The 13,751-nt window shown below is 65.0% G+C and carries 12 protein-coding genes; all 12 read left to right on the top strand.

Annotated elements, in window-relative coordinates:
* Positions 1-5 precede the first annotated feature (5 nt).
* The 12 genes from CXZ10_RS06560 to nuoN all read left to right on the top strand — a co-directional run bounded on the left by CXZ10_RS06560 (position 6) and on the right by nuoN (position 13,739).
* Positions 6-1,190, top strand: a complete 1,185-nt coding sequence (locus CXZ10_RS06560) for an NADH-quinone oxidoreductase subunit D (protein ID WP_101288259.1) — start codon at positions 6-8, stop codon at positions 1,188-1,190.
* Positions 1,190-2,266, top strand: coding sequence for an NADH-quinone oxidoreductase subunit NuoE (nuoE, locus tag CXZ10_RS06555; RefSeq protein ID WP_101288258.1), 1,077 nt, complete (start codon positions 1,190-1,192; stop codon positions 2,264-2,266). Before CXZ10_RS06560 ends, nuoE begins: the two co-directional genes overlap by 1 nt.
* 30 nt (positions 2,267-2,296) lie before the next feature.
* A complete protein-coding gene (gene nuoF, locus CXZ10_RS06550) occupies positions 2,297-3,586 on the top strand; it encodes an NADH-quinone oxidoreductase subunit NuoF (protein ID WP_101288257.1) in 1,290 nt (429 codons plus the stop codon).
* A 75-nt stretch (positions 3,587-3,661) separates the two neighbouring features.
* A complete protein-coding gene (nuoG, locus tag CXZ10_RS06545) occupies positions 3,662-5,758 on the top strand; it encodes an NADH-quinone oxidoreductase subunit NuoG (protein ID WP_101288256.1) in 2,097 nt (698 codons plus the stop codon).
* A gap of 10 nt (positions 5,759-5,768) precedes the next feature.
* Positions 5,769-6,815, top strand: coding sequence for an NADH-quinone oxidoreductase subunit NuoH (gene nuoH, locus CXZ10_RS06540; RefSeq protein WP_101288255.1), 1,047 nt, complete (start codon positions 5,769-5,771; stop codon positions 6,813-6,815).
* Between the two features lie 12 nt (positions 6,816-6,827).
* Positions 6,828-7,070 carry a hypothetical protein gene (locus CXZ10_RS06535; protein ID WP_101288254.1) on the top strand — a complete coding sequence of 81 codons (243 nt, stop codon included), beginning with the start codon at positions 6,828-6,830 and terminating at the stop codon, positions 7,068-7,070.
* Between the two features lie 73 nt (positions 7,071-7,143).
* Entirely contained in the window at positions 7,144-7,632 is a 489-nt protein-coding gene (gene nuoI, locus CXZ10_RS06530; protein WP_101288253.1) for an NADH-quinone oxidoreductase subunit NuoI, read from the top strand.
* 64 nt (positions 7,633-7,696) lie between these two features.
* Positions 7,697-8,308 carry an NADH-quinone oxidoreductase subunit J gene (locus CXZ10_RS06525; protein WP_101288252.1) on the top strand — a complete coding sequence of 204 codons (612 nt, stop codon included), beginning with the start codon at positions 7,697-7,699 and terminating at the stop codon, positions 8,306-8,308.
* A gap of 46 nt (positions 8,309-8,354) precedes the next feature.
* Positions 8,355-8,663 carry an NADH-quinone oxidoreductase subunit NuoK gene (nuoK, locus tag CXZ10_RS06520; RefSeq protein WP_026783452.1) on the top strand — a complete coding sequence of 103 codons (309 nt, stop codon included), beginning with the start codon at positions 8,355-8,357 and terminating at the stop codon, positions 8,661-8,663.
* 8 nt (positions 8,664-8,671) lie between these two features.
* The gene (gene nuoL, locus CXZ10_RS06515) at positions 8,672-10,768 is read left to right on the top strand and encodes an NADH-quinone oxidoreductase subunit L (RefSeq protein ID WP_101288251.1); all 2,097 of its coding nucleotides are present in this window, start codon (positions 8,672-8,674) and stop codon (positions 10,766-10,768) included.
* Between the two features lie 2 nt (positions 10,769-10,770).
* Positions 10,771-12,297, top strand: coding sequence for an NADH-quinone oxidoreductase subunit M (locus CXZ10_RS06510; protein WP_101288250.1), 1,527 nt, complete (start codon positions 10,771-10,773; stop codon positions 12,295-12,297).
* Positions 12,298-12,308: 11 nt separating this feature from the next.
* Positions 12,309-13,739 carry an NADH-quinone oxidoreductase subunit NuoN gene (nuoN, locus tag CXZ10_RS06505; protein WP_101288249.1) on the top strand — a complete coding sequence of 477 codons (1,431 nt, stop codon included), beginning with the start codon at positions 12,309-12,311 and terminating at the stop codon, positions 13,737-13,739.
* Positions 13,740-13,751 lie beyond the last annotated feature (12 nt).

Genomic DNA, 13,751 nt, shown 5'->3' with positions numbered 1-13,751 from the left:
GATCGATGGCTGAGGCCCAGGTCAGAAATTTCAACATCAACTTCGGCCCGCAACATCCGGCGGCCCATGGCGTGTTGCGCCTGGTGCTGGAGCTGGACGGTGAGGTGGTCGAACGCGTCGACCCGCATATCGGTCTCCTGCATCGCGGCACCGAGAAGCTGATCGAGGCCCGCACCTACTTGCAGGGGCTGCCGTATTTCGATCGCCTCGACTATGTCGCGCCGATGAACCAGGAACACGCCTATTGCCTCGCCATCGAGCGTATGGCCGACATCATCGTGCCGCGCCGGGCGCAGATCATCCGCGTGCTCTATTCCGAGATCGGCCGTATCCTGTCGCATCTCCTCAACGTGACGACCCAGGCGATGGACGTCGGCGCGCTGACGCCGCCGCTCTGGGGCTTTGAGGAACGCGAAAAGCTGATGATCTTCTACGAGCGTGCCTCGGGTTCGCGCATGCACGCCGCCTATTTCCGTCCGGGTGGCGTTCATCAGGACCTGCCGGACCAGCTCGTCGACGACATCGAGGCCTGGTGTGATCCCTTCCTCGGCACCGTCGACGATCTCGACGCGCTTCTGTCGGAGAACCGCATCTTCAAGCAGCGTAACGTCGACATCGGCGTCGTCAGCCTGGAAGACGCCTGGAAGTGGGGCTTCTCGGGCGTGATGGTGCGCGGCTCGGGTGCTGCCTGGGATCTCCGGAAATCGCAGCCCTACGAGATCTATGGCGAACTCGATTTCGACATCCCCATCGGCAAGAACGGCGACTGCTACGACCGCTACCACATCCGCATGGAAGAGATGCGGCAGTCGGTGCGCATCATGAAGCAGTGCATCGCGCTCCTGAAGGTCGAGAAGGGCCCGGTGCTGACGCTCCAGGGCAAGTATGCGCCGCCGCGCCGGGGCGAGATGAAGCGGTCGATGGAAGCGCTGATCCACCACTTCAAGCTCTATACCGAGGGCTTCCGTCTCCCCGAGGGTGAAGTCTACGCGGCTGTCGAGGCGCCGAAGGGCGAGTTCGGCGTCTATCTGGTATCGGACGGTACCAACAAGCCCTATCGCCTCAAGATCCGCGCCCCGGGCTTCGCCCATCTTCAGGCCATGGACTTTCTCTGTCGCGGCCATCAGCTGGCCGACGTGTCGGCCGTGCTCGGCTCGATCGACATCGTGTTTGGTGAGGTGGATCGCTGATGTCCGTCCGTCGTCTTCATTCCGAACAGCCGGAGAGCTTCGCCTTCACCGAGGAGAACGCCGCCTATCTCAAGAAGGTGATCGCCCGCTATCCCGAGGGACGCCAGGCGTCGGCAGTGATCCCGGCGCTGATGGTTGCCCAGGATCAGGAAGGCTGGGTCAGCCGGCCGGCGATCGAGACGGTCGCCAAGCTTCTCGACATGGCCGAAATCCGCGTGCTGGAAGTCGCCACCTTCTACACGCAGTTCCAGCTGGCCCCGGTCGGCCGCAAGGCGCATATCCAGGTCTGCGGCACCACGCCCTGTCGCCTGCGCGGCGCTGACGAACTGATCACCATCTGCAAGAACCGCCTCGCCGCCCATCCCTTCGAGCTGTCCGCCGATGGCGACTTCTCGTGGGAGGAGGTCGAGTGCGCCGGCGCCTGCGTCAACGCGCCGATGGTCACCGTCGGCAAGGACACCTACGAGGACCTGACCGCCGAGACCTTCAACGCACTGATCGACGGCCTCGCCGACGGCAACCCGCCGGCGCCCGGCCCGCAGACCGGGCGCTTCTTCTCGGCGCCGGAAGGTGGCGGCACCGCGCTGACCGATTCCGCGCTTTATGACGGCTCGGTGGTCGGCAAGTATCGAGCCTTCGATCGCGAGGAACTGACACCGGCACCGGCCGCTGCCCCGGCGCCGGCCGCTGCTGCGGCACCGGCTGCGAAGCCTGCCACCGAGAAGCCGGCCGCCGAAAAACCCATCCCCAAGGTGGTCGAGGCGCAGGGTCAGGCCGATGCCGAAAAGGTGCCGGACCAGTACAAGCCGGAGCTTCTCGAGGCGGCGCGCGACGGCAAGCCCGACGATCTGCGGCTGATCTGGGGCGTCGGCTCCAAGCTGGAGGAGATGCTGCACAAGCTCGGCGTCTACCACTACGACCAGATTGCCGGCTGGAATGAAATGAACCTCAAGTGGGTCGATCAGAATCTTGGCAGCTTCCGTGGCCGTGCTCTCCGCGACAAGTGGATCGAGCAGTCCGCCAAGCTGGCGACCGGCTGGCGGCCGTCCGACAAGGATGGCGACAAGCCCGCCTGAGACTGAACCGAATACCTGGGAACCTCAGTCATGCTGCAGGACAAGGACCGCATCTTCACCAATATCTACGGGCGCCATGACTGGGGCCTGGAGGGCGCGTTGAAGCGCGGCCAATGGGACGGCACCAAGGATATCCTGGCCAAAGGGCGCGATTTCATCATCAAGGAAATCCAGGCCTCCGGCCTGCGTGGGCGCGGCGGCGCCGGTTTCCCGACCGGCCTCAAGTGGTCGTTCATGCCCAAGCAGTCGGACGGCCGGCCGCATTATCTGGTGGTCAACGCCGACGAGTCCGAGCCGGGCACCTGCAAGGATCGCGACATCCTGCGCCACGATCCGCATACGCTGATCGAGGGCTGCCTGATCGCCGGCTTCGCCATGGGCGCGCATGCCGCCTACATCTACGTGCGCGGCGAGTTCATGCGCGAGCGCGAGCGGCTGCAGGCCGCCATCGACCAGGCCTATGACGCCGGCCTTCTCGGCAAGAATGCCTGCGGCTCGGGCTGGGACATGGACGTCTTCGTCCACCACGGCGCCGGCGCCTATATCTGCGGCGAGGAAACCGCGCTGCTCGAAAGCCTTGAAGGCAAGAAGGGTCAGCCGCGCATGAAGCCGCCGTTCCCGGCCAACGTCGGCCTCTACGGCTGCCCGACGACGGTGAACAACGTCGAATCCATCGCCGTGACGCCCACCATCATGCGGCGCGGCGCGGCGTGGTTCTCGAGCTTCGGACGCGACAACAACAAGGGCACCAAGCTGTTCATGATCTCCGGCCACGTCAACACGCCTTGCGTGGTGGAGGAGGAGCTTGGCATTACCTTCCGCGAGCTGATCGAGAAGCATGCCGGTGGCGTGCGTGGCGGCTGGGACAATCTTCTGGCGGTGATCCCCGGCGGCGCCTCCTGTCCGATCGTGCGTGCCGACCAGATCATGGATGCCCAGATGGACTTCGACGGCATGCGTGCCATCGGCTCCAGCTTCGGCACCGGCGGCGTGATCGTCATGGACAGGTCCACGGACGTGATCGCAGCGATTTCCCGCATTTCCTATTTCTTCCGCCATGAGAGCTGCGGCCAGTGCACGCCGTGTCGCGAAGGCACGGGCTGGATGTGGCGCGTGATGGAGCGCATGCGGCAGGGCAACGCCGCGCGCGAGGAAATCGACATGCTGTTCCAGGTGAGCAAGCAGATCGAAGGCCACACCATCTGCGCCCTCGGCGATGCCGCCGCCTGGCCGGTGCAGGCGCTGATCCGGAACTTCCGGCCGGTGATCGAGGCGCGGATCGACGACTATGTGTCCCAGCACGGCATGGCTGCCGAGTGAGCGGACGGGTTTGATCGAGTTTGACGGGCGGCCGCCGGCTATGGGCGGCGCGGCTCCAGCGAGGGTTGGGTCGACATGGCAAAACTGATCGTCGACGGGATCGAGATCGATGTGGCTCCGGAGCTGACGCTGCTGCAGGCATGCGAGGCGGCGGGCGCCGAGATCCCGCGCTTCTGTTACCACGAGCGCCTGTCGGTCGCCGGCAATTGCCGCATGTGCCTCGTCGAAGTGAAGGGCGGCCCGCCGAAGCCGACCGCATCCTGCGGCATGAACGTTCGCGATCTCCGGCCCGGCCCCAATGGCGAGCCGCCGGTGGTGCTGACCAACTCGCCCATGGTCAAGAAGGCCCGCGAGGGCGTGATGGAGTTTCTGCTGATCAACCATCCGCTCGACTGCCCGATCTGCGATCAGGGCGGCGAGTGCGATCTGCAGGACCAGGCGATGGCTTATGGCGTCTCCGGTTCGCGCTTCATCGAGAACAAACGCGCCGTCGAAGACAAGTACCTGGGGCCGCTGATCAAGACGTCGATGAACCGGTGCATCCACTGCACCCGTTGCGTGCGATTCACCACCGAGGTGGCCGGCATCGCCGAGATGGGCCTCATCTCGCGCGGCGAGGACGCCGAGATCACCAGCTATCTCGAAAAGGCGCTGTCGTCGGAGTTGCAGGGCAATGTCATCGACCTCTGCCCGGTCGGTGCCCTGACCTCCAAGCCCTATGCTTTCCATGCCCGTCCTTGGGAGCTGTCGAAGACCGAATCCATCGATGTGATGGACGCCGTCGGCTCGGCCATCCGGGTCGACGTGCGCGGCCGCGAGGTGATGCGCGTGCTGCCCCGCCTCAACGAATCCGTCAACGAGGAGTGGATCTCCGACAAGACCCGTTTCATCTGGGACGGTCTCCGGACGCAGCGGCTCGACCGGCCTTATGTCAAGGCGGACGGCCGTTTCCGTGCGACCTCCTGGGGCGACGCTTTCGCGACCATCGCCACCCGCGTCACCTCGACGGCGCCGGAGCGCATGGGGGCCATCGTCGGCGATCTCGCCTCTGTCGAAGAAATGTTCGCCCTCCGCGAACTGATGGCCGCGCTCGGTGTCGCCTCCGTCGATGGTCGGCAGGACGGCACGGCGCTGCATCCCAAGTTCGGCCGCGCCAGCTACGTGTTCAATGCCACGATCGCCGGCATCGAGGAGGCGGACGCCATCCTGATGATCGGCGCCGATCCGCGCCGCGAAGCGTCGGTGATGAACGCCCGCATCCGCAAGCGCTGGCGGGCGAGCGGCGGCAAGCTACCGGTCTTCACGATCGGCGCGCCGGTCGATCTCACCTATCCCCACGTTCATCTCGGCAGCGACCCGGCGGCGCTTCAGCATCTCGACGCCGGCGCCCTCGACGTACTGAACGCGGCTCAGAAGCCGCTCATCGTCGTCGGGCAAGGCGCGCTCGTCCGCCATGATGGTCTGGCGCTGCTGTCGCTCGCCGCCAAGCTGGCAACCGAGGTTGGCGCGGTCACCGAGGGCTGGAACGGCTTCTCGGTGCTGCATACCGCCGCCTCGCGCGTCGGCGCGCTCGATCTCGGCCTCGTGCCGGGCGAGGGTGGCCGCGACGTCGCCGGTATGATCGATGCCTCCGCCAAGGGCGAGCTCGACGTACTGTTCCTGCTGGGTGCCGACGAGTTCGGCGCGCAGCACCTCGGCCCCAACACCTTCGTCGTCTACATCGGCAGCCACGGCGACACCGGTGCCCACCGCGCCGACGTCATCCTTCCCGGCGCCACCTATGCCGAGAAGTCGGGCACCTACGTCAACACCGAGGGGCGTGTCCAACTGGGCAACCGCGCCGCCTTCCCGCCGGGCGAGGCCCGCGAGGATTGGGCGGTGCTGAGGGCGCTGTCGGAGGCGCTCGGCCGCAAGCTGCCGTTCGACAGCCTGGCCCAGCTTCGGGCGAAGCTCTATTCCGCCCACCCCGAGTTCGCCGCCATCGACACGATCCCGGCCGCCGATCCCCAGGCGATCAATACGCTCGCCACGCTGGGCGGCATCGTCCGGCCGGAGCCTTTCGTTCCGTTGATCGCCGACTTCTACCTCACCAATCCGATCGCCCGCGCCTCCAAGGTGATGGCCGAGTGTTCGGCGCTCGCCCGCTCCGGGCACTCCATCGCAGCGGAATGAGAGACGCCCCATGAGCTTCTGGTCCGATATCGTCTGGCCCGTCGTGGTGATCGCCGCTCAGAGCGTGCTGCTCCTGGTGCTGCTGCTCGTCATCGTCGCCTTCATCCTGCTGGCCGACCGCAAGATCTGGGCGGCGGTGCAGATCCGCCGCGGCCCCAACGTGGTCGGTCCGTTCGGCCTGTTCCAGTCCTTCGCCGACCTCTTGAAGTTCGTGTTGAAGGAGCCGGTCATTCCCTCGGGTTCGGCCAAGGGCCTGTTCCTGCTGGCGCCGCTGGTGACCACCACGCTCGCCCTGCTGGCCTGGGTGGTGGTGCCGGTGGCCGACGGCTGGGTGATCGCCGACATCAACGTCGGCGTGCTGTTCATCCTCGCCATCTCCTCGCTCAGCGTCTATGGCGCCATCATGGGCGGCTGGGCGTCCAACTCGAAGTATCCCTTCCTGTCGGCCCTTCGCTGCGCGGCGCAGATGGTGTCCTACGAGGTGTCGATCGGCCTCGTCATCATCACCGTGCTGCTCTGCGCCGGCTCGCTCAACATTTCGGCGATCGTCCGGTCGCAGGAAACCGGTCTTGCCACGATGATCGGCCTGCCCTGGCTGTCCTTCCTCAACTGGTACTGGCTGCCGCTCCTGCCGATGTTCGTGGTGTTCTTCGTTTCGGCTCTTGCGGAAACCAACCGTCCGCCCTTCGATCTTGCCGAGGCCGAATCCGAACTGGTGGCCGGCTACATGGTTGAATACGGCTCGACCCCGTACATGATGTTCATGCTCGGCGAGTATGTCGCCATCTGCACCATGTGCGCCATGATGGCCCTGCTGTTCATGGGCGGATGGATGCCGCCGATCGACGTGGCGCCCTTCACCTGGGTACCGGGCATCGTCTGGTTCCTCGCCAAGGCCGTCTTGATGTTCTTCTTCATCGCCATGGCCAAGGCGATGGTCCCCCGCTACCGCTACGACCAGCTGATGCGCCTCGGCTGGAAGGTGTTCCTGCCGCTGTCGCTCGTCTACGTCGTGCTGGTGGCCGGCGTGCTGCAGCTGACCGGCTGGGCGGCCTGACGGGAGGCAATGATGGACCTGTCGCTCGCGGGCGTGGTTGGAGCGGCGGTCGGGGTCGGTGTCGGTCTCGTCGATTATGGCGTGATCGCATCGGTGATCAGGCGGGCGCTGGAGCGCCGGCCGGGATGGATCGAGCCGCGACGGGCGGATCTTCTGATGAAGGTGCTGTTCGTCGTCAACGCCATCGTCTTCGCTGCCCTCGGCTGGTGGCTGGGCGTGACGGTGGCGGGAACAGGCCTTCCGACGCCGGGTTGACGGCGAGGAAACGTGATTTCGGCCGGCGTCGCCTTGACGCGATGTTAGGTCGGGAATGAAGGAAGCGGGTGCGATGAAACTCAGCCAGGTGGCAAAGTCCTTCCTCCTCAAGGAGTTCGTGTCGGGGTTCTTCCTCGCGATGCGCTACTTCTTCAAGGCGAAGCCGACCATCAACTACCCCTTCGAGAAAGGGGCCTTGAGCCCGCGCTTTCGCGGCGAGCATGCCTTGCGCCGCTATCCCAGCGGCGAGGAGCGCTGCATCGCTTGCAAGCTCTGCGAGGCGATCTGCCCGGCCCAGGCCATCACCATCGAGGCCGGACCGCGCGGCAACGACGGCACGCGCCGCACCACGCGCTACGACATCGACATGGTGAAGTGCATCTATTGCGGCTTCTGCCAGGAAGCCTGTCCGGTGGACGCCATCGTCGAGGGGCCAAACTTCGAGTTCGCCACCGAGACGCGCGAGGAGCTCTACTTCTCCAAGGAAAGGCTGCTCGCGAACGGCGACCGCTGGGAGCGGGAGATCGCTCGCAACATCGCGGCCGACGCGCCTTACAGGTGATCGAGGCTGTGCTGGGTTTTGACGGGATTGGACGCGCCGTGAGGCGCATCGGGGACGAAGCGAGATGATACAGGCCTTGTTCTTCTATCTGTTTGCGGCGGTCACCATCGCTTCGGCGGTGATGGTGATTTCCTCGCGCAACCCCGTGCATTCGGTGCTGTTCCTGATCCTCGCTTTCGTCAACGCGGCCGGCCTGTTCATGCTGGCTGGCGCCGAGTTCCTCGCCCTTCTGCTGATCGTTGTTTATGTCGGCGCCGTGGCGGTGCTGTTCTTGTTCGTGGTGATGATGCTTGACGTCGATTTCGTCGAGCTCCGCCAGGGCTTCATGCAGTATCTTCCGATCGGCGTGCTTGTCGGGCTGATCTTCCTTGCCGAACTCCTGATGGTAGCCGGCGCCTGGGTGTTCGCCCCCGAGGCGACCGCGACGGCAACCGCGCCGATCCCCGACCCGGCGCAGGTCTCCAACACCTTGGCGCTCGGCCAGCTTCTCTATACGCGCTACGTCTATTTCTTCCAGGTCGCCGGCTTCGTGCTGCTGGTCGCCATGATCGGCGCCATCACGCTGACGCTGCGCCATCGCGCCTATGTCCGACGCCAGAACATTTCCGTGCAGGTGGCGCGTACTCGCGCGACCGCCATCGAAGTCAAGCATGTCGAGCCGGGGAGGGGACTGTGACCGATCACTCGCACCGTTCCACCACCGGACAAGGAAGGTTGACCCCATGACGCTCGGTCTTGCCCACTACCTGTCGGTCGCGGCGATCCTGTTCACGCTCGGGGTGCTCGGCATCTTCCTCAACCGGAAGAACGTCATTGTCATCCTGATGAGCGTCGAGTTGATCCTGCTCGCGGTCAACCTCAACCTCGTCGCCTTCTCGCATTTCCTCGGCGATCTCGTCGGGCAGGTCTTCGCCCTGTTCGTGCTGACGGTCGCCGCCGCCGAGGCCGCCATCGGCCTTGCCATTCTGGTCGCATTCTTCCGCAACCGCGGCTCCATCGCGGTGGAAGACATCAACGTGATGAAGGGCTGACGCAAGAGATGTATTCCCTCATCGTCTTCCTTCCGCTCATCGGCTTCCTCGTCGCCGGCGCTGTCGCGCTGTTCGGTGCTGCGGCCACCGTGCCGGCGCCCGAGGGCGGCCACGACGCCCACGGCCATCACGACGATCATCACGCGGCGCACGCCGAGCATGACGACCACGCGCATGGCGACCACGATGACCACCATCACGCCGTCGAGCCGGCCGCGCCGGGTTCGCGCGTCGCCGAACTGGTGACCACCGGCCTGCTGTTCGTGTCGGCGATCCTCTCCTGGGTTGCGTTCATCTCGGTCGGCTTCGGCGAGCACGAGACGCAGTCGATCAAGGTGCTGACCTGGATTACCTCCGGCGCCATGCAGATCGACTGGGCCTTCCGCGTCGACACACTCACCGTCGTCATGCTGGTGGTGGTGAACACCGTGTCGTCACTGGTCCACCTCTACTCGATCGGCTACATGGCCGAGGATCCGGACCGGCCGCGTTTCTTCGCCTATCTGAGCCTGTTCACCTTCGCCATGCTGATGCTGGTGACCGCCGACAACCTCGTCCAGATGTTCTTCGGCTGGGAAGGCGTCGGTCTCGCCTCCTACCTGTTGATCGGTTTCTGGTACAAGAAGCCGTCGGCTTCGGCGGCAGCCATCAAGGCCTTCGTCGTCAACCGTGTCGGCGACTTCGGCTTCATGCTGGGCATCTTCGGCATCTTCGTGATGTTCGGCACCATCAGCCTGACCGACATCTTCGCCAATGTCGCGACCGTCGAGGGCAAGACGCTCCACTTCCTGTGGGGCGACTGGGACGCCATCACCGTCATCTGCCTGCTGCTGTTCATGGGCGCCTGCGGCAAGAGTGCGCAGTTCCTGCTGCACACCTGGCTGCCGGACGCCATGGAAGGCCCGACGCCGGTGTCCGCTCTCATTCACGCGGCGACCATGGTGACCGCCGGCGTATTCATGGTGGCGCGCCTGTCGCCGCTGTTCGATCTCAGCCCGACGGCGCTCACCGTCGTTACGCTGGTCGGCGCCGTCACCGCCTTCTTCGCGGCCACGGTCGGCCTCGTCCAGAACGACATCAAGCGCGTCATCGCCTACTCGACCTGTTCGCAGCTTGGCTACATGTTCGTGGCGCTGGGCGTCGGCGCTTACGGCGCCGGCGTGTTCCACCTGTTCACGCACGCCTTCTTCAAGGCGCTGCTGTTCCTCGGGGCCGGCTCGGTGATCATGGCCAGCCACCACGAGCAGGACATGCGGTCCATGGGCGGCCTCCGCAACAAGATCCCGCTCACCTTCTGGGCGATGACCTTGGGCACGCTGGCCATCACCGGCGTCGGCATTCCCGGCACCGAGATCGGCTTTGCCGGCTTCCTGTCCAAGGACGCCATCATCGAGAGCGCCTTTGCCGGCCACAACCCGATGTCGGGCTTCGCCGCCGTGCTCCTGGTGATCGCCGCCGGCTTCACCAGCTTCTATTCCTGGCGCCTCGTGTTCCTCACCTTCTTCGGTGCGAGCCGAGCGCCGAAGGATGTCTATGATCACGCCAAGGAAAGCCCGCTGGTCGTCCTGATCCCGCTCGGCGTGCTGTCGCTCGGTGCGGTGCTCGCCGGCATGGTCTTCTACGGCCATTACGTCGGCGAGGAACAGGCGGAATTCTGGAAGGGTTCGCTCTTCTACGGTCCTGAGAACCACATCCTGCATGCCATGCACGAGGTGTCATTCCTGGTGAAGGTCTCGCCCTTCCTGGCCATGCTGGTCGGTCTTGCCGTCGCCTACTGGTTCTACATCGTCAATCCGGCTCTGCCCAAGAAGCTCGCTGCCGCTCTGCCGGGGCTCTATAAGTTCCTGCTCAACAAGTGGTACTTCGACGAGCTCTACGACCTGATCTTCGTGCGGCCGGCCTTCGCCATCGGCCGCCTGTTCTGGAAGACCGGTGACGGCGCCATCATCGATGGGCTCGGTCCCAACGGGGTTGCCGCCCGCGTGCAGGACGTGACCGCCCGCGTCGTGCGCCTGCAGACCGGATATGTCTACCATTATGCCTTTGCCATGGTGATCGGCGTTGCCGCCCTCATCACCTGGGCCATGTTCGCCGGGGGACAATGAGTATGAGCGGAATGCCGCTTCTGACGCTGACCACGTTCCTGCCGCTGGCGGGCGTCCTGTTCATTCTGATGATCCGGGCGCAGGACGAGGCCGCGATCCTCAACATCCGGCGCGTGGCGCTGATTACCACGGTGGCGACCTTCCTGGTGTCGATCGGCATCTGGACGGGCTTCGATCCGAAGAACCCCGGGTTCCAGCTCACCGAGACGGCCGGCTGGTCGGGCGGCTTCTTCGCCTATCGCATGGGCGTCGACGGCATCTCCATCCTGTTCGTGTTGCTCACCACCTTCCTGATGCCTTTTTGCATTCTGGCGAGCTGGGAGTCGGTTCAGGTCCGCGTCAAGGAATACATGATCGCCTTCCTGGTGCTTGAGACGCTGATGATCGGCGTGTTCTGTGCCACCGACCTTGTGCTGTTCTACGTCTTCTTCGAGGGCGGCCTGATCCCGATGTTCCTGATCATCGGCATTTGGGGCGGTCAGCGGCGCGTCTACGCCTCCTACAAGTTCTTCCTCTACACGTTGGCCGGCTCGGTGCTGATGATGCTGGCGATCATGGCGATGTACTGGGAGAGCGGCACCACCGACATCACCGAGCTGGTCAACCATCCCTTCCCGGCGACCATGCAGTGGTGGCTGTGGTTCGCCTTCTTCGCGAGCTTCGCGGTGAAGATGCCGATGTGGCCGGTGCACACCTGGCTGCCGGACGCCCACGTTGAGGCGCCGACCGCGGGCTCGGTGCTGCTTGCCGCCATCCTCCTGAAGATGGGCGGCTACGGCTTCCTGCGCTTCTCGCTGCCGATGTTCCCGCTGGCGTCGGCCGACCTCGCGCCCTTCATCTTCACGCTCTCCGTCGTCGCCATCGTCTACACCTCGCTGGTGGCGCTGGTGCAGGAGGACATGAAGAAGCTGATCGCCTACTCCTCCGTCGCCCACATGGGCTACGTGACCATGGGCATCTTCACGCTGAACACACAAGGGTTGCAGGGCGCCGTGTTCCAGATGTTCAGCCACGGTCTGGTGTCGGGCGCGCTGTTCCTCTGCGTCGGCGTCGTCTACGACCGCCTGCACACCCGCGAAATCGCCGCCTACGGCGGCCTCGTCAACCGCATGCCGGCCTATGCCACGGTGTTCATGGTGATGACCATGGCCAACGTTGGCCTGCCCGGCACCTCCGGCTTCATCGGCGAGTTCCTCACCCTGTCGGCCGCCTTCCAGGTCAACACCTGGGTGGCCGCCTTCGCGGCGCTCGGCGTCATCCTGTCGGCGGCCTACGCCCTCTGGCTGTTCCGCCGCGTCGTCTGGGGCGCGCTCACCAAGGCCAACCTCAAGGCGATGATGGACCTCAGTCCGCGCGAGATCGGCATCTTGGCGCCGCTCGTCGTGCTGGTGATCCTGTTCGGCGTCTATCCGCTGCCGATCCTCGATGCTACGGCCGCCTCGCTCGAGGCGCTTCTTCGCTCCGTTCACGCGGCGATCGACGCCGCCGGCCAGACCGCTTCGTCTGGGCCGCTGCCGCTGATCCGCTGAGGGCATAGACCATGACCGCTTTCCCCGACTTTGCCCTTGCCGGACCGGAACTCCTGCTGGCCGCTGGCGCCCTCCTGCTGCTTCTGATCGGCGCCTACGGCAGCGAGAAGCGAAGCAGTCTCGTCTCCGGCCTGTCGGTGCTGCTTCTTTTGGTCGCAGCCGTGGCCGTGGTGATCGGCCGCGATGGCTCCACCTTCGGCGGCGCCTTCGTTGTCGATGGTTTCGCCCGGTTCCTGAAGGTGCTGGTGCTGATCGGTTCTGCTGTCGCCGTGGTGATGACGCAGCGCTTTGCCGTTGCCGAGAAGTTCTTCCATTTCGAACTGCCGGTGCTGATCGTCCTCGCCACCATCGGCATGCTGCTGATGATCTCGGCCGGCGATCTCATCGCCGTCTATCTCGGCCTGGAGCTTCAGTCGCTGGCGCTCTATGTCGTCGCGTCCTTCCATCGCGACGATGGACGCTCGACCGAGGCCGGCCTCAAGTATTTCGTGCTGGGCGCGCTCTCCTCGGGCATGCTGCTCTATGGCGCGTCGCTGATCTACGGCTTCACCGGTCACGTCGATTTTGCCGGCATCGCCGCTGCGGCTGCCGCTGGTGGTTCGACGTCGCTCGGCCTCACCTTCGGCATCGTCTTCGTCGCCACCGGCATCGCCTTCAAGGTGTCGGCCGTACCCTTCCACATGTGGACGCCCGACGTCTACGAAGGCGCGCCAACGCCGGTTACCGCCTTCTTCGCGGCCGCCCCGAAGATCGCCGCCATGGCACTGTTCGTCCGGGTGGTGATGGAGGCCCTCGGACCGGTCAAGGCCGAGTGGCAGCAGATCGTCGCCTTCATGTCGCTGGCGTCGATGATCCTCGGTGCCTTCGCTGCCATTGGTCAGCGCAACATCAAGCGCCTGATGGCCTACTCGTCGATCGGCCACATGGGCTACGCGCTGGTTGGTCTCGCGGCCGGCTCGGAAGCGGGCATCTACGGCATCCTGATCTATCTCGCCACCTATCTCGCCATGACGGCCGGCGCCTTCGCGGTAATCCTCTCCATGCGCCGCGATGGCGCGATGACCGAGGACATCGAAAGCCTCGCCGGCCTGTCGCGCACCAATCCGACGGTGGCCTATCTCCTCGGCATCATCATGTTCTCGCTGGCCGGCATCCCGCCGTTTGCCGGCTTCTTCGGCAAGTATTTCGTCTTCGCGGCCGCCATCAACGCCGGTCTCTACTGGCTGGCGGTAATCGGCATCCTAAGCTCGGTTGTCGGCGCCTATTACTACCTCCGCATCGTCAAGATCATGTTCCTCGACGAGCCGAAGGGCGCCTTCGAGCCGATGGGCGGCGAGATGAAGGCCGTGCTTGGCATCTCCGGTCTGTTCGTCGCCGCGTTCGCGCTGGTGCTTGGGCCGCTGGGCGACGCGGCGCTGGCGGCTGCCCGTACGCTGTTCTGAGGCGATCGGCAC

This window comes from Pleomorphomonas diazotrophica (genome assembly GCF_002844595.1).
Classification (GTDB): Bacteria; Pseudomonadota; Alphaproteobacteria; order Rhizobiales; family Pleomorphomonadaceae; genus Pleomorphomonas; species Pleomorphomonas diazotrophica.
Note: the sequence above shows the minus strand (reverse complement) of the source record. Positions and strands in the feature narration are given on the sequence as shown.